We start from the raw sequence: 15,715 nt of genomic DNA, 5'->3' as shown, positions 1-15,715 counted from the left end.
AGACCTCCTGTGCCGCGGTTCCGGCCTCTCTCAGACGCACTCCAGAGCGGCGAAGTGGAAACCGTCCGTTGCAGTGCGGTGGGGCGAAAGCGCGATGCCGGTCGCCCGGTCTATTCTTGCCCTGGCCGCCTTGCCGGGGAAGTGCCTTTCCCAGAGCGCCTCATGGTCCACCGGGCGAAACGCCGGATTTGCCTCGATGAAGGCGCGGACCTGATCTTCATTCTCTTCGGCAAAAACCGAGCATGTAATGTAGGCGAGACGACCGCCGGGACGCACGAAACGCGCGGCCTTGGCGAGAATTTCGGCCTGCTCGGCCTGACGCTGTTCCAGCTGCTTCTCACCCAGCCGCCATTTGGCGTCGGGCCTGCGCCGCCAGGTGCCGGCCCCGGTGCAGGGCGCATCGACCACGACCAGATCGAGCCGTCCCTCGAAGGGCGCAAGGGCAGCCTCATCCGCCACCGCCTGCACATTGCGGCACCCTGCCCGCTTCAGCCGGTCGATGATGGGGGCAAGCCGTTTCCTGTCTGCATCGAATGCGTGGATCTGGCCGGTATTGCCCATGGCTGCCGACATGGCGAGCGACTTGCCGCCAGCGCCGGCGCAGAAATCGAGCACCTGCATGCCCGATGTCGCATCCGTCAGCTCTGCGACGATCTGCGATCCCTCGTCCTGCACTTCGAACCAGCCATCGCGGAAAGCCTGCTCGGACTGCACATTGGGATGCCGCCCCTGCCCTTCGATGGCCGGAACGCGCAGGCCCTGAGGCGCGAGATCGCAGGGCAGCGCACCGGCGCTGGCAAGCGCCTTTGCAACCTGATCGCGCGTCGCCCGGAGCGTGTTGGTTCGCATGTCGAGCGGCGGGCGTTCCGAAAGCGCTGCGGCTTCCGCCACCCAGTCGTCACCCCAGGTGCGTTTCAGAAGCGGCTCGCACCATTCAGGGCTTTCCGCACGCACACCATCAGGTGCTGCATCAAGCGGATGATCCGCAATGCGGGCAATTTCGTCGCTGGAAAGCGGCGGCGGCGCGAAACTGTCTTCCGCCAGCGCGGCGTTGAGCATGTCCGGCGTGCACTCGCCCTGCAAGAGCAGAGCGCCGAAGGCCAGCGCGCGTGGCGTTTCTTCCTGAAAAATCCAGCCGGCAGAGCGTTTGCGGCGCAGCGCATCGTAAACGATGTTGCCGATGGCGGCGCGATCCTTGGAGCCAGCGAAACGGTGGGACAGTCCCCAGTCTCTCAGCGCATCCGCTGCCGGCCTGTATCGCCGGTCGATATCGTCCAGAATCTCAATGGCCGCAGCCAGCCGTCCGCCAAGTCGCATGTCTTACCTTTGCCGGTTACCCGAATGGCGAACAGCTAGCCGGTACAGGCCATTTGCACAAGTGAAACGGGCGTGGATCGCTCCACGCCCGTCACTTATCCCCGGTACTGATCCGAGCCTTTTGCCGGTTTTCTATTCCGCAGCGTGCTGCGGTGTCTTGCCGGTCACCGGAACCGCATTGGCCTCATAGCCATGCGCTTCCTTCAGCGCCTTGCGCACACCGTTCCCGTAATCGGGATGCACCTTGTCGAAATGCGCGAGCTGGCGCTCGATGATTTCGCCCGGCACCCCGCCCATGGCGGCGGCGATGTTGGAGAACAGCCGGTTCTTCTGGCCCTCGTCGAAGAGGTTGAAGAGCGCGCGCGGCTGGCCGTAATCATCATTGCCGATGCGGTGGTTGTAGCGATCCGCATCGCCCGAGATCCTGAGCGGCGGCTCCTTCGCAGCCGGGCTTTCCACCGGACCGCCAAAGGAATTGGGCTCATAGAATGCATCCGGGTTGCCGGTCTTGATGCCGCCGAACGTGTTCATCTCGCCATCACGGTGATAGTGGTGAACCGGGCATTTCGGCTGGTTTACCGGGATCGTCTCATAATGCGTGCCCAGCCGGTAACGGTGCGCATCGGCGTAGGAGAAGATGCGCGCCTGCAGCATCTTGTCCGGCGAGTAGCTGATGCCCGGCACGATGTTGGAGGGCGAGAACGCCGCGTTCTCGATCTCGGTGAAGTAGTTGTCCGGGTTGCGGTTCAGCTCCATCACACCGATGTCGATGGGCGGATAGTCCGCGTGCGGCCATACCTTGGTGAGATCGAACGGATTGTACTCGGTCTTCTCCGCATCGGCCTCGGGCATGATCTGCACCTGCACCTTCCACTTGGGGAATTCGCCGCGCTCAATCGTGCCGAACAGAGCTTCCTGATAGCTTTCGCGGGTCTTGCCGACCACCTCTTCAGCCTCGGCATTGGTGTAATGCTTGTGGCCCTGCATGGTCTTGAAGTGGAATTTCACCCAGAAGCGCTCACCCTTGTCGTTCCACAGCGAATAGGTGTGCGAGCCGTAGCCGTTCATGAACATCGGCGCGACCGGCAGGCCGCGGTCGGACATGAGGATGGTCACCTGATGCAGGCTTTCCGGCGACAGCGACCAGAAATCCCACATCGCCGTGGGCGACCGCAGATTGGTGCGCGGGTGACGCTTCTGCGTGTGAATGAAGTCCGGGAATTTCAGCGCATCGCGGACGAAGAAGACGGGCGTGTTGTTGCCCACCAGGTCCCAGTTGCCGTCCTCGGTGTAGAATTTGAGTGCAAAGCCGCGCACGTCGCGCTCGGCGTCGGCTGCGCCCGCCTCGCCCGCAACGGTGGAGAAGCGCGCCAGCATCGGCGTTTCAGCGCCCGGCTGCAGCGCCTTGGCGATGGTGTATTTCGAAATGTCGCCGGTGATCTTCAGCACGCCATGCGCGCCCCAGCCCTTGGCGTGCACCACGCGCTCGGGAATGCGTTCGCGGTTCTGGTGCGCAAGCTTTTCGATGAGCTGGTAATCCTGAAGGAGAACCGGTCCGCGCTCACCCGCAGTCACGGAATTCTGGTTGTCGCTGACGGGGGCGCCAGCGGACGTGGTCATCGTGGGTTTGTCTGCCATGAAAGATACTCCCTTGCTTGCTCTCCGGTGCCTGACCGGTTGCCGGTTGGACTGCGGCATGGCTTGGAACAAATTGAAGGTAGTCACGCCGCCTCATAAATTCCAATTGTCTTTCATATTCGATGCGATAATCTGAAGTTATGATACGCCTCACCATCAGACAGATGCAGTATTTCGAGCGACTGGCCGAAACGCTTCATTTCGGACGCGCGGCCACGAGCTGCGGCGTGACCCAGCCTGCCCTTTCGGCGCAGATTTCCGAAATGGAGGCGCAGCTCGGTTTCAAGCTGTTCGAACGCGGCAGCGGGGCCGTGCGCCTGACCGCCGAGGCTCATACGCTGCTTCCGCGCGTGGTGCGCATTCTCTCCGAGATCCGGGAGCTGGAGGGCGAGGCCCGGCGCGAGCGAAAAGCGCTTGAAGGCCGTTTCCGCCTTGGCGTCATCCCCACGATTGCGCCTTACCTGCTGCCCGAGCTTCTGCCGCTTCTCAAACAGCGGTTTCCCAAACTGCGGCTGGAGGTGCGCGAGGCGGTTACCGAGATGCTGGCCGAGGACACGGCGACCGGCAGGCTCGATGCCATGATCGCGGCGCGGCCCATCAATGACAACCGGTTGCTGCCCGAAGCGCTTTTTGACGACCCCTTCTATCTCGCCGTGCCGAGCGAAGACGCTGAACGCCTTGCCCCGCCCGTGGCGCAGGAGAGCATGGCGCTCGAACGGCTGATGCTTCTGGAAGACGGGCACTGCATGCGCGGACAGGCGCTGGAAATCTGCGGCAAGGTGAAACCCGTCACCATGGAGACCTTTGGCGCAACCAGCCTGACGACGCTTTTGCACATGGTGTCGCATGGGATGGGCGTAACCCTCATACCGCAAATGGCGCGCGCTTCGGCAAAGCTCCTGCCCTCCGTCAGCGTGCTGCCGTTTCTCGCCCCCGGCCCTTCCCGCAGCATATGCCTGGCTGGCCGAAAGTCCAATCCGCGCAAGGCCGATTTCGCGGCCCTGCACGAGGCGATCCTGCAGGCTCACACAGCGCTTCTCGCGCGTGGCTGAAACTCAGATCGCCAGCCGCAGGGCGAGCAGAAGCCACATTGCGCCAAGCGCGAAGAACCCCAGCACAAACAGCGGCTGGCGGTGGCGTATCCTGTTCGACGTAACATGCACATAAGCATGACCGCAGCGCGACAGAACGAAGACCCAGGCCAGCGAAACCGCTGCCACGCCGGCACCCCCGGTCACGAACAGCGCCAGGCAGACCGCATAAAAGAGCACCGGCAGCTCGAACTGATTGGCCAGATTGTTGCGCACATAGAGGCTTTCCGCCGGCTCATCGCGGTTTTCGCGAAACTGCGAGACCGTGGCGCTGCCGCTTTCCACCGCCTTCTTCCGCCGCATGCCGATCAGCAGATAAACCGCATAGACCAGCGCCACCTGCGCGATCATCGGCCAGAAAATGGCGGTCTGGGACATGGTCTTCCCCCTGTGTGAACTGTGAATCCTGATTTCCCCATCAGCTCCTAAATCCAGAGCCTTTGCAAGGTTGCCCACATTGCAAGGATCGAATCATGAAAGCTTATGCCGCCGAGTGTTTCGGCACGTTCTGCCTCGTCTTTCTGGGCTGTGCGAGCATCATCGCCGGGGGATTCGGCAATCTTCTGCCGCTGGGCGGCATCGGCATCGCCCTGTCATTCGGCGTTGCCGTCATTGCCATGGCCTATGCCATCGGCCCCGTTTCCGGCGCGCATATGAACCCGGCAGTCACCGCCGGCGTTTTTCTTTCGGGGCGCATGCCGGCCCGCGACGTGCTTCCCTACATTCTGGCGCAGATTGTCGGCGGAACGCTCGCCGCAGCAGCCCTCTGGGGCATTGCGCAGGGCAACAACGCGGTCGCTCCCGTTTCACGCGCCGCAAACGGCTGGGAATCCGCCGGACTTTACCCCACACCCACCGCCTTCGCGCTTGAAGCGCTCGGCACCTTCATTTTCGTGACGGTCATTCTGGGGGTAACCGCGAAGAAACACCGCACCGCGCTTTCCGGCATGGTGATCGGACTGACGCTTGCGGTCCTTCACCTGTGCCTCATCCCGGTGACGGGCACGTCCATCAATCCCGCGCGCTCAATCGGCCCCGCCCTGTTTGCCGGCGCGCGCGAGATGAACCAGCTCTGGCTGTTCATCGCCGCACCGCTTACCGGGGCGATCCTCGCCGGCATTCTGGGAAGAACAGGATACCTGGAGCGCGCCTGACGCAATGAAAAAGGGCCTGAGCGGCCCTTTTCCAAACGCGTAGATGCCTGAAGCGCTCACACGCCGCCCGGATAATTCGGGCTTTCACGGGTGATCGTGACGTCATGCGCGTGGCTTTCACGCAGGCCCGCACCGGAGATGCGCACAAAGGTCGCCTTGCGGCGGAACTCTTCCAGATTGGCCGCGCCGACATAACCCATGGCCGCCTTCAGACCACCGGTGAGCTGGTGCAGAACACCGCCAGCCGGTCCCTTGTAGGGCACCTGGCCTTCGATGCCCTCAGGCACGAGCTTCAGCGTATCCCGCACTTCCGCCTGGAAGTAGCGATCCGCCGACCCGCGCGCCATCGCGCCAACCGAACCCATGCCGCGATATGCCTTGTAGGAACGGCCCTGGTGCAGATAGACCTCGCCCGGGCTTTCATCCGTGCCGGCGAGCAGCGAACCAACCATTGCCGCCGATGCACCGGCGGCAAGCGCCTTGGCGAGATCGCCGGAGAACTTGATGCCGCCATCGGCGATCAGCGAAACGCCCGCCTTGTCCGCCACTTCCACCGCCGACATGATGGCCGAGAGCTGCGGCACGCCCACACCGGCAACGATGCGCGTGGTGCAGATGGAGCCCGGCCCGATGCCGATCTTCACGCCATCCGCACCGGCGTCGATGAGCGCCTGTGTGCCTTCGGCGGTTGCGACGTTACCGGCAATGATGCGCACATTGCTGGAAAGCTTCTTGGCCCGCGCCACTGCGTCGAGCACGCGCTGGGAGTGGCCGTGGGCGGTGTCGATCACCAGAAGGTCGACGCCGGCATCGATCAGGCGCTCGGCGCGCTCGAAACCATCCTCGCCGACACTGGTTGCGGCGGCGGCGCGAAGGCGGCCCTGCGCATCCTTGGAAGCATGCGGGTTGAGCTGCGACTTCTCGATGTCCTTGACGGTGATGAGGCCAACGCAGTTGGACGCGTCATCAACCACGAGCAGCTTCTCGATGCGGTGCTGATGGAGAAGGCGCTTGGCCTCGTCCTGAGCGACGCCTTCCTGCACGGTGACGAGATCCTGATGCGTCATCAGCTCGCGCACACGCTGCTCGGGATCGGAAGCGAAACGCACGTCGCGGTTCGTCAGGATACCGGCAAGACGACCCGTTGTGTGGCCGCCAGCGCCGCCATTCTCGACAACCGGAATGCCCGAAATTCCATGGGCGCGCATCAGCGCCTGCGCCTCGGCCAGCGTTGCGTCAGGGCCGATTGTGATGGGGTTCACCACCATGCCCGACTCGAACTTCTTGACCTGGCGCACTTCCTCGGCCTGCTCGATGGGCGAGAGGTTGCGGTGAATGACGCCGATGCCGCCGGCCTGCGCCATGGCGATGGCGAGACGCGCTTCCGTCACCGTGTCCATGGCGGCGGAAAGGATCGGAATGTTGAGATCGATGTCGCCGGCAATGCGCGTGCGCACGTCCGTCTGGCCGGGCATCACTTCCGAGTGGCCGGGCTGCAGGAGCACGTCGTCGAAAGTAAGCGCCTCGGCGCCGGTTGCAGTCTCGATGATTTTAGCCATGGCCGACCCTTTGGAATAAGAGGACACGCGACCTCGCCACTCAAAAGCAAGGCCTCGTCTGTGTGATTCCCTTTCAGGATTGGCGCTGGCTGGTAACACGTCAGCGCCGACTTGAAAAGGTGGTGCTTTGTAAGCGTAACAATTGTTGTCCACATGACATGACAGCACCAACACAGCTCCGTCACTGCCACAGGACACGCCGCACGCGCCGTGCTAAAGCCTCCAACGCTGATCCGGTCTGCCCACAATTCCCCCTCTCCGCGGCCCCTTCCCGCGACAGACCGGCACAGGAACATAAAGCCTTGAACCGCACACTGCCGCTCATACTCGCCGTCGCGCTCTTCATGGAGCAGATGGATTCCACCGTCATCGCCACCTCGCTGCCGGCCATCGCTGCCGACCTCGACACCAGCCCGGTCACGCTGAAACTCGCGCTGACCAGCTATCTCGTCTCGCTGGCGATTTTCATTCCCATCAGCGGCTTCATGGCCGACCGCTACGGCGCAAAGCGGGTCTTCCGCATCGCCATCGGCGTGTTCGTGATCGGCTCCATCGCCTGCGCCTTTTCCAATTCGCTGGCTTCGTTCGTTCTGGCGCGCTTCCTGCAGGGCATGGGCGGCGCAATGATGACGCCCGTCGCACGGCTGGTGCTGGTGCGCGCCGTGCCGCGCGAGAAGCTCGTCAGCGCCATGGCGTGGCTCGCCGCCCCCGCGCTGATCGGCCCCGTGGCCGGCCCGCCGCTGGGCGGCTTCATCACCACCTATTTTTCCTGGCACTGGATCTTTCTGATCAATGTGCCCATCGGCCTTCTGGGCATCTATGTCTCGGGCCGCGTGCTGCCGGAGTTTCCCAAACAGGAGACCGGCCGGCTGGACACGATCGGCTTCATGCTCTCAAGCATCGCCGCCTCCGGTCTGGTGTTCGGCCTTTCGGTCATTAGCCTGCCCGCCCTGCCGCCGATTGTGGGTGTCTGCACCGTGCTCATCGGCGCGCTTGCAGCCGTGCTTTACGTGCGTCATGCGCGGCGCACCTCGCATCCGGTTCTCAATCTCGGCCTGTTCGCCAACCGCGCCTTCCGCTCGTCGATCATCGGCGGTTCGCTCTTCCGCATCGGCGTCGGCGCAGTGCCGTTCCTGCTGCCGCTGATGTTCCAGGTCGTGTTCGGGCTCACGCCCTTCCAGTCCGGCCTTTTGACCTTCGCTTCGGCCTTTGGGGCCATTGCCATGAAATTCATCGCCAGCACGGCGCTGCGCCTTGGCGGCTTCCGCGTCGTTTTGGTCACCGCATCCCTGCTGGGTGCGGCCAGCATCGGCGTCAACGCCTTCTTCACGCCGCAGACATCGCACTGGACCATCATCACGGTTCTGGTGTTTTCAGGCCTTCTGCGCTCGCTCTTCTTCACGTCATCCAACGCGCTCACATTCTCAGAGCTCGGCGACCGGGAGGCCAGTCAGGCCGCCACGCTTTCTGCGGCTTTCCAGCAGGTGAGCATTGCAATGGGCGTGGCCGTGGGCGGCGGCATTCTTGAGGCAACCGCGCTTGTCACCGGCACCGCTCTGGGCATCGATGCGTTCTTCAACGCCTTCCTGATCGTGGCTGGTCTTTCAGCACTGGCGGCCATTCCGTTCCTCAGCCTCCCGCCAGAGACGGGCAGCAGGGTGTCGGGCCACAAACGCCGCAGGAGCGCCGCATCCGCGACGCCGGCTCCCGCAGCAGAGTAAGGCGTTTTGCGCCTTACGCTTCGTCTTCGGGTTCTTCCTTCTTGCGGCCCTTAAAGCCCTTGGCGAGCAGATAAAGCTCCACCGATTCCGCCCGCGAGGCCTGCGGCTTCACATGATGAACCGACTTGAAGTTGCGTTTCAGCTGATCGAGCAGGCCGGTTTCCGCACCGCCCTGAAAGGCCTTGCACAGGAAGTGGCCGCCGGGCTTGAGCACTGACAGGGCGAAATCCGCCGCCGTCTCGCACAGATGCATGGTGCGCAGATGATCTGTCTGACGGTGCCCGGTTGTCGGCGCGGCCATGTCGGAGATCACCAGATCCGGCTCTGCGCCAAGCGTCTCCATCAGGCGCTCTGGCGCATCATCATCCAGAAAGTCCATTTCCAGAACGATGGCGCCCGGCACCGCATCCATGCCCAGATAATCGATGCCGACCACCAGCGGGTTCTCCGGCGTCGAGTTGACGCGCTCGGCCGCCACCTGACACCAGCCACCGGGAGCCGCCCCCAGGTCGATGACCCGCGCGCCCGGAAACAGGAGCTTGTGGCGGTCATCGATCTCGGTCAGCTTGTAGGCCGCGCGCGAACGCATGCCCTCGGCCTGCGCCTTGTGCACATAGGGATCGTTCAGATGGCGTTCGAGCCAGCGGCGCGACGAATTCTTGAGCTTGGTCTTCTTGATGCGCGTCTTGAGCGCGCGTGCGCCACCGCTCTTGCCTGCCGGTTTCTTGGTCATGCACTCCGTCCCGTCCGCCGCCGGCGACGCCAAGCGCCATCGGCCGCCATCATTTCACTCAACATGCCTTCGCGCAGGCCCCGGTCGGCCACTCTCAGCCGTTCCGAGGGCCAGCGGCGGCGTATCGCCTCAAGGATCGCGCAGCCGCCAAGCACCAGATCCGCCCGGTCCGCGCCGATGCAGGGATTGGCCTTGCGCTGCTCGAAATCCCACGAAAGCAGCGTGTCGATCATGCGGTCTACATTGTCCCGCTCCATCCACAAACCGTCGACCTGGCGGCGGTCATAGCGCGCCAGCCCCAGATGAACGCCCGCCAGCGTCGTCACCGTTCCGGACGTGCCGATCAGGTGGAAGCGCCCGCCGGCAGCGACCTGCGCCAGCCGCCCGCCATCATCAAACCGGTCGAGCATCTCGCTCACCGCATCGACCATCGCAGCAAAGCTCTCGGGCGTCACATGGTGTCCGCCAAAGCGTTCGGCAAGCGACACCACGCCCACCGGCAACGATGTCCAGGCGACGATGTGATCGGCGAGCCGTGGCGTGCGGTGGCGCGAAATGTCCACCAGCGCGATTTCCGACGAGCCTCCGCCAATGTCGAACAGGACCACGCCTTCCGTGCCGCGCTCGACCAGCGTGCTGCAACCGGCCACCGCCAGGCGGGCCTCGGTCTGCCGGTCGATGATTTCGAGCCTGAGCCCGGTTTCCTTCTTCACGCGCTCGATGAAGGCCGCGCCATTCTGCGCCGAGCGACAGGCTTCCGTCGCGATCAGCCGCATGCGCTTGGGCCGGCGATTGCCGAGCTTGTCGGCGCAGACGCTGAGCGCCGAGACCGCGCGATCCATGGCAGCGTCACTCAGGCGGCCTTCGATCGAAAGCCCCTCACCCAGGCGAACGATTCGCGAAAAGGCGTCGACGACACGAAAATATCCCGGCCGCGTGGGCGTTGCCACGAGAAGCCGGCAATTGTTCGTGCCCAGATCGAGCGCCGCATAGGAGGCGCGCTGGCTTTCCTGCGATGATTCGCGTCGACGGGCCTGTTGCGGGCGTTTTGGTTTTTTGGGTTCGCTTTGGGGCGCTTCCTGTGCGGCGACGCCTTCCTGCGCATCACGCACGAAAGCCCGGCGTTTCCGCCGTTTTCTGCGCTTCCGCTTGCGCACGGGCTCATCGCAATCGCGCACATCCGCGCTGCCGGATGATGCAGACGCACCATCCCTGCATGCAGAGGGGCCGGCCGACCGATCGTCGAAGCCGAGGGTTGATCCCCCATCCGACGCGGCATCCCGGACGACCCTCTCAACCGGCGAAACATCGCCGTGGTCGTGGTTTTCCACCGCTATTCCTTCGCCGCCGCGCAAGCCTCGGGGGCGCATCAGGCAGCTTATTTCGTTTAGTTGCGGCCAACGTATCAGCCGGCGTCGATTTCACCAATAGCGGTGTTTGCCTGAAACGCACTGTTCGATGATTACAAAGAAAATTGCGCAATCGCGAAATTGAATACGCATGTGCCCTTGACTATGAAATTCAGCTTGTTAAATAGCGTGTCGAAAGCGGCCACCGCCGCCCGCTGGGGAATAGGTTAACGGTAGACCCACGGACTCTGACTCCGTTAGTCCTGGTTCGAATCCAGGTTCCCCAGCCATTTCGCACGTCCGCAGTTTGGATTCATTAAAGAATCCGTCCGCTGCGAATCCTCAAATGCAGTGTTTTTGCCGATTTTTGCCCTCTGTGCCCAAAACTGTCGCACAGGACTGATGCACAATGCTGTGCACGTCCGTGCCAATGCACAAGGTAGCCCTCATGGCAGCACGGCATCGCCTCGCCAACCTCACCCGCCGCGGCAATATCTTTTACTGGCGCGCAAGGGTGCCCTCCGCCTTCGCCTCCAATCAGCGCAGCCATCTTGCATTGTCTCTGCGCCACGGGGATCATACAAAGGCCAAAAGCATGGTCCGGCGGCTCAACATGCTGCTGGCGGAACTGGCTGAGGAAGACAGGGCGCGCATGACAAGCCGCGAACAGCTGGAAGACCTTTTCCGCGCCGAGATCGAGCGCATGAATGAAAGCATGGACGATCTCGCCTTTGCCGCACGCCGCACAGGCTCGGCGGCGGAAGACAATGTGCGCGCCGACATCCTCATCGGCTGGGTCTATCGCCTGATCCAACTTTTCGGCACTGGCCGCCACATGCGCTTTGATGAAAACTGCCCTGCCAGGCGCGCCCTGAAAGAGGCAGGGTTTGCCCACCGCCAGATTGACAACATCGCAGAGACCTTTGAGCAGGAACGAACGGAATGCAGATCGCGGTATTTCGAGCGCTTCCTGAAAGCCGAAATGGACGCACACGGCGTGAAGGACACGCCGCTGAACCGAGAAAGAGCCACCCAACAGATCATGCGGGCCAAGGCGGACGTCCTGCTGGGTGAACCCGAACGCTATGGGCCGCTGAGCAGAGACAGCGATGTTGCGGCTCTGTTTACCGAAGCCCAGACACCTCCATCATCAGCTCCGGAGGCTTCATCCAACCCCTCACCCACTACAGTTGAACCGAAGCGGCCAGAAGAGAACCTGGAAACAGTGATCACGCCTGCCGATGAACAGACGGAAACACTGCAGGCGTCAGCCCCCGCCCCTCCGAAACCTTCCTCGCTCGCACCTGCTACGCACGAAGCAGAGCCCCCATCTGCACTGGTGAACACCCCTGCGCCAACGCCTAAAAGCATCCCCCCCCTCTGCTGCTGCCGCCTCCTCCTCAGTACCGGACGACACGGATGGCATTGACCTGCCGCTGCCGCAGTTCCTTTCTGAATGCGACGCGTTGATGAAGAGCAATCAGCATCACTGGGAGACGGCAACGGCGAAAGACGTCAAAGTTGCGGTCACCATGCTGGTAGGCGTACTGGGAGAACAAGGCGTCACGCAGTCAAGCCAGATGCGCCAAATCCACCTGGGCAGGCTGCGTGAGCATTTTGATCATATCCTTGCCAATTACGGTCGCAGCGCGCGGTTGCGCGATCTCGGCACAGCGGCGCTACGCGAAGCCTCAGCACAACGCTTGAAATCTGACATGGAAGCGGGGCGAGAACCGCCGAAAATGGGCCTAGGCCCATCAACGATCCGCAAGCATCTCGCCAATATCCAGACCTTCCTTAATTTCATCACAGGCCGCGGCTATCATGTACCGAAACTAACCATGGACGGCCTACGCCCGAAGAAGCCAAAACTCAGCGATGTAAGGCGCATCACCGACAAACCAGGCCCCGAACAGCTACGCCCCATGTTCGACATGCCGATCTTTACGGGCTGCAGGAGTGCGGAGGAACAGGAGAGCAAAGGGCCACACATCTACCATTCGGCGAGTTATTTTTTACCCATGCTGATGGTATATCTCGGCCCCCGCCGCAACGAGGTTGCTGGTCTGTCAGTCAATGACATTGTGGATACAGAAAATGGCTGGGCCATCAGTATCCGCCCGAACAAATACCGCAGTCTGAAGAATGCAAACTCGATGCGATTGCTGCCTGTTCCAGATGAAGTTTTGCGACTGAAATTCATCGACTACGTCGAGGCGATCAAGAGCTCGGGGTACGACATGCTGTTTCCGGAACTATTCGCGAAAACTCGCCAGGCTGATGTCGGCGACCGCTTCTACAAAGATTTTGTACCGAAGCTTCATCAGCACTTGAGAGATAGCGAACGCTGGAATCGCGTTTTGCATGCGCTAAGGCATGGGTTAGCGGACACTTTGAAGCAGGAACTGGTACATCCAAGCATCATCAGCGACATTGCGGGGCGGCTCAACAGCGACGAGACGAGCATGCGATATACCAATCGCGCGGGACTGAATGTTATCAAGGATGCGCTGGCGAAGTATCCGGTCATCACAAGCCACCTGGAACCGCGATCAATCGAGCTTCTTCCCTGGGTTGCGGCGAATGAGGCAGCCCCTTGGGAGGGACAGTCAAAGCGAGAGAGGCTTCGCCACGCACGCAGGCTGCGATCCGCAACCAAACCTTGCTGATTTGAGAAAAGCGCGATAGCAGAACCGACACTCGTTAAGCCGAGCACTATTTCTAGAGGACGACTATGTTTGCTGCACTAAGGAGTGCCATAGATGATTTGTGGGCTGGGCTTCGCATGCACAGAGTATGGATTGCGTTGGCGCAGGAAGATATCGGGGATCAGCATCGCAGAACAACGCTAGGTCCGCTTTGGTTACTAATAAACTACCTGGCATTCGCGGGAACGTTCATCTTCGTGATCCATCGTGGAGACAGCTCCGCTTCGAATTACGCAGCCTATGTGGCAACTGGACTGTTCGTTTGGTTTTACATCATGGAAGTCGTCACTATGAGTGCGACGCTATTCACGCGTGAAGAGAGCTTCATAAAAGGCACCACCCTTCCTCTGACCACCTACGTTATGAGGTTATTTGGCCAAACTGTGGTCCGTGCCGGATACGCGTCTCTTGGCTGCCTAGCCATACTATTTCTCAGCGGAGTATACCCTACCGCGTATTGGCTCTATGCTGCAGCGGGTTTAATCCTGATCTTGATCACCACTCCTGCAGCCATACTGGTGGTTGCATTTTCGGGAGCATACTTTCCTGACAGCCAATTCATCATTTCAAACGTTATGCGAATAGGGATGTTCCTAACGCCCGTTTTCTGGACATACGAAGGCTCTGGCGGCGTACGCCACTTACTATATTACTGGAATCCATTCACATATTTTCTCGAGACAGTAAGGATGCCTATCGTAGAAAACGCTCTCCCCGCCCAAGCTTTTTATATATGCCTCGCAATAAGCTTGCCCCTTTGGGCTTTGGCCCTCTTTCTACTCGGTAAATTCCGAAAAGAGATCGTGTTTCTGGTTTGATGGTTAGCATAAAAGTAGACAACCTTAGTCTTTCCTATCGGTTGCGTGAGAAACTTACACTTTCGCGCGGATCTCGGTCGGGTTCAACGGGCGGAAAGCTTGAAAGTACAGGGCGTACCAAGCAGGTGACCGCTCTAAGCGGTGTGAACTTCGACCTCACTTCAGGAGATCGCCTAGGCCTAGTCGGGTCAAATGGCGCGGGGAAAACAACACTACTGAAGGTACTCTACGGCATCTATCAGCCAACGATTGGCAGCGTTGATATCTGCGGGAAGGTGGATGCTCTGTTCAACATTAATCTCGGTTTCAGAAGAGAAGCAACAGGAAGGCGCAACATCGAACTGCGAGGCCTTATAAACGGCTGGCCACCATCCGTTATAGAAAGCCGGATGGAAGAGATCATCGAGTTTAGCGAGCTGGGCGATTTCATCGAATTACCCTTTAAGAGCTACAGCCAAGGCATGGCTGCTCGCCTGGCATTTTCTGTCGCCACCTGCCTTGAGCCTGAAATCCTGCTCATGGACGAATGGATCGGAGCTGGTGACCCACAATTCCAAGATAAGGCCAGAGAGCGTATGGATAAGCTGGCGAAGAAAGCGGGCATAATTGTCCTAGCAAGCCACAACCACGGGTTGCTAAAGAAGACATGCAACAAGATTCTTGAGCTCGAACGCGGTGAGGTAAAAGGCTTTTATAGCGCGGATGAATGGGCTTCGACTTAGCGAAGCTGCAAATCTGCCCGAAAAGATGGGACCACTTCAGAGAGAATGGCAGGCTGACTGGGACTATCCTGAATTTTGTGCCCTGACGTGGTAACTGCTCTGAGAGGAGACCCCACGTATGGGCATCGACAAAGACCTGCTGGACCGGCTGATGGAAGCCGCTCGCCGGGCGATCTGTTTGGCAAGACCGGCATCCTGGCGGAACTGACCAAGGCGCTAGCAGAACGTGCGCTGAGCACTGAGATAGACGTCCATCTGGATGAAGAGCGTGCAGAGGAAGCACCTGAGGGCCAGAACCAGCTCCCCAATCGCCGCAACGGGCGCAGCCATAATACGTGCAGGTTCTTCGTCTTCTGGAGAGCTTCGACCTTGCAGACCTGCATGCGGCCGTGAAGCAGGCCATTCAGCTCGGCGCGATCGGCTTCGATGCAGTCAAGCATCTGATCCTGTGCCGGGTCGAGCGCCGGCCGCCACGGTTGGACCTGTCGATCTATCCCTACCTGCCGAGGGCGACGGTCGAGAAGACCTCGGCGAAGGCGTATATGCGCCTCCTGTCGTCTGATGCGGGAGAAGCGGCATGAGCACCGAAGCGCCCGACATCCTGCTTGCCCACTACCTCAAGGCCTTGAAGCTGCCGACGTTCCAGCGTGAGCACCAGAAGCTGGCTCGGCTATGCGCAACCGAGGGCGTCGATCACGTCGGCTACCTCTTCCGACTTGCCGAGCGGGAGATGATCGAACGGGATCGCCGCAAGGTCGAACGCCGGATCAAGGCGGCCAAATTCCCGGTCGTCAAAAGCCTGGATAGCTTCGACTTCACAGCCATCCCGAAGCTCAACAAGATGCAGGTGCTGGAATTGGCCGTAAGCGGTGCGCCGGTCACACTGCCTGGTCGTAGTTCCATGG

General features: G+C 61.0%; 14 protein-coding genes, 1 tRNA gene and 2 pseudogenes. 11 read left to right on the top strand and 6 right to left on the bottom strand.

Annotation, left to right across the window (positions count from 1 at the left end; all coding sequences use genetic code 11):
• Positions 1 to 30: 30 nt before the first annotated feature.
• Both NDI72_RS00080 and katA read right to left on the bottom strand, forming a co-directional pair.
• On the bottom strand, positions 31 to 1,317 hold the full coding sequence (locus NDI72_RS00080) for an RsmB/NOP family class I SAM-dependent RNA methyltransferase (RefSeq protein WP_283799204.1): 1,287 nt from the start codon (positions 1,315 to 1,317) through the stop codon (positions 31 to 33).
• 132 nt (positions 1,318 to 1,449) lie between these two features.
• The gene (katA, locus tag NDI72_RS00075) at positions 1,450 to 2,955 is read right to left on the bottom strand and encodes a catalase KatA (RefSeq protein WP_283799203.1); all 1,506 of its coding nucleotides are present in this window, start codon (positions 2,953 to 2,955) and stop codon (positions 1,450 to 1,452) included.
• Positions 2,956 to 3,095: 140 nt separating this feature from the next.
• Between katA and NDI72_RS00070 the strand changes: the two genes are divergently transcribed.
• Positions 3,096 to 4,007: a hydrogen peroxide-inducible genes activator gene (locus NDI72_RS00070; RefSeq protein WP_283799202.1), complete on the top strand. Its 912-nt coding sequence runs from the start codon at positions 3,096 to 3,098 to the stop codon at positions 4,005 to 4,007.
• A gap of 3 nt (positions 4,008 to 4,010) precedes the next feature.
• Here NDI72_RS00070 and NDI72_RS00065 read toward each other — a convergent pair whose 3' ends face one another.
• Positions 4,011 to 4,424 (bottom strand): MAPEG family protein, encoded by a 414-nt coding sequence (locus NDI72_RS00065; protein WP_113154436.1) that lies wholly within the window; start codon positions 4,422 to 4,424, stop codon positions 4,011 to 4,013.
• A 95-nt stretch (positions 4,425 to 4,519) separates the two neighbouring features.
• On the opposite strand from NDI72_RS00065, the gene NDI72_RS00060 reads away from it, so the two are divergent.
• A complete protein-coding gene (locus NDI72_RS00060; RefSeq protein ID WP_206545781.1) occupies positions 4,520 to 5,200 on the top strand; it encodes an MIP/aquaporin family protein in 681 nt (226 codons plus the stop codon).
• Positions 5,201 to 5,256: 56 nt separating this feature from the next.
• On the opposite strand, the gene guaB is transcribed toward NDI72_RS00060, so the two are convergent.
• The gene (gene guaB, locus NDI72_RS00055; protein WP_206547194.1) at positions 5,257 to 6,759 is read right to left on the bottom strand and encodes an IMP dehydrogenase; all 1,503 of its coding nucleotides are present in this window, start codon (positions 6,757 to 6,759) and stop codon (positions 5,257 to 5,259) included.
• 302 nt (positions 6,760 to 7,061) lie between these two features.
• On the opposite strand from guaB, the gene NDI72_RS00050 reads away from it, so the two are divergent.
• Positions 7,062 to 8,480: a DHA2 family efflux MFS transporter permease subunit gene (locus NDI72_RS00050; RefSeq protein ID WP_113154433.1), complete on the top strand. Its 1,419-nt coding sequence runs from the start codon at positions 7,062 to 7,064 to the stop codon at positions 8,478 to 8,480.
• A 13-nt stretch (positions 8,481 to 8,493) separates the two neighbouring features.
• Here the strand turns inward: NDI72_RS00050 and NDI72_RS00045 are convergent, their stop codons facing one another.
• Positions 8,494 to 9,213 carry an RlmE family RNA methyltransferase gene (locus NDI72_RS00045; protein ID WP_113154432.1) on the bottom strand — a complete coding sequence of 240 codons (720 nt, stop codon included), beginning with the start codon at positions 9,211 to 9,213 and terminating at the stop codon, positions 8,494 to 8,496.
• Complete coding sequence (locus NDI72_RS00040) at positions 9,210 to 10,544, bottom strand: Ppx/GppA phosphatase family protein (RefSeq protein WP_502888360.1); 1,335 nt, start codon at positions 10,542 to 10,544, stop codon at positions 9,210 to 9,212. Before NDI72_RS00040 ends, NDI72_RS00045 begins: the two co-directional genes overlap by 4 nt.
• A gap of 234 nt (positions 10,545 to 10,778) precedes the next feature.
• Between NDI72_RS00040 and NDI72_RS00035 the strand changes: the two genes are divergently transcribed.
• The 8 genes and pseudogenes from NDI72_RS00035 to NDI72_RS00005 all read left to right on the top strand — a co-directional run.
• Positions 10,779 to 10,852: transfer RNA gene (locus tag NDI72_RS00035), tRNA-Gln, on the top strand.
• A 158-nt stretch (positions 10,853 to 11,010) separates the two neighbouring features.
• Entirely contained in the window at positions 11,011 to 11,991 is a 981-nt protein-coding gene (locus NDI72_RS00030; RefSeq protein WP_283799200.1) for a DUF6538 domain-containing protein, read from the top strand.
• 40 nt (positions 11,992 to 12,031) lie between these two features.
• Positions 12,032 to 13,231: a tyrosine-type recombinase/integrase gene (locus NDI72_RS00025; protein ID WP_283799199.1), complete on the top strand. Its 1,200-nt coding sequence runs from the start codon at positions 12,032 to 12,034 to the stop codon at positions 13,229 to 13,231.
• A gap of 65 nt (positions 13,232 to 13,296) precedes the next feature.
• Entirely contained in the window at positions 13,297 to 14,088 is a 792-nt protein-coding gene (locus tag NDI72_RS00020; RefSeq protein ID WP_283799198.1) for an ABC transporter permease, read from the top strand.
• Positions 14,089 to 14,231: 143 nt separating this feature from the next.
• The gene (locus NDI72_RS00015; RefSeq protein WP_283799197.1) at positions 14,232 to 14,810 is read left to right on the top strand and encodes an ABC transporter ATP-binding protein; all 579 of its coding nucleotides are present in this window, start codon (positions 14,232 to 14,234) and stop codon (positions 14,808 to 14,810) included.
• Positions 14,811 to 14,928: 118 nt separating this feature from the next.
• Positions 14,929 to 15,146: pseudogene (locus tag NDI72_RS22025) on the top strand (ACT domain-containing protein); the annotation flags it as partial.
• Positions 15,143 to 15,391, top strand: a pseudogene (locus NDI72_RS00010) (IS21 family transposase); the annotation flags it as partial. The pseudogenes NDI72_RS22025 and NDI72_RS00010, both read left to right, overlap by 4 nt.
• Positions 15,388 to 15,715: ATP-binding protein (locus NDI72_RS00005; RefSeq protein WP_283799196.1), on the top strand; the 328-nt coding region annotated here is incomplete at its 3' end. The pseudogene NDI72_RS00010 and the gene NDI72_RS00005, both read left to right, overlap by 4 nt.

Origin of the sequence: Nitratireductor sp. GZWM139, assembly GCF_030068685.1 — a bacterium.
Lineage (GTDB): Bacteria > Pseudomonadota > Alphaproteobacteria > Rhizobiales > Rhizobiaceae > Nitratireductor > Nitratireductor aquimarinus.
Note: the sequence above shows the minus strand (reverse complement) of the source record. Positions and strands in the feature narration are given on the sequence as shown.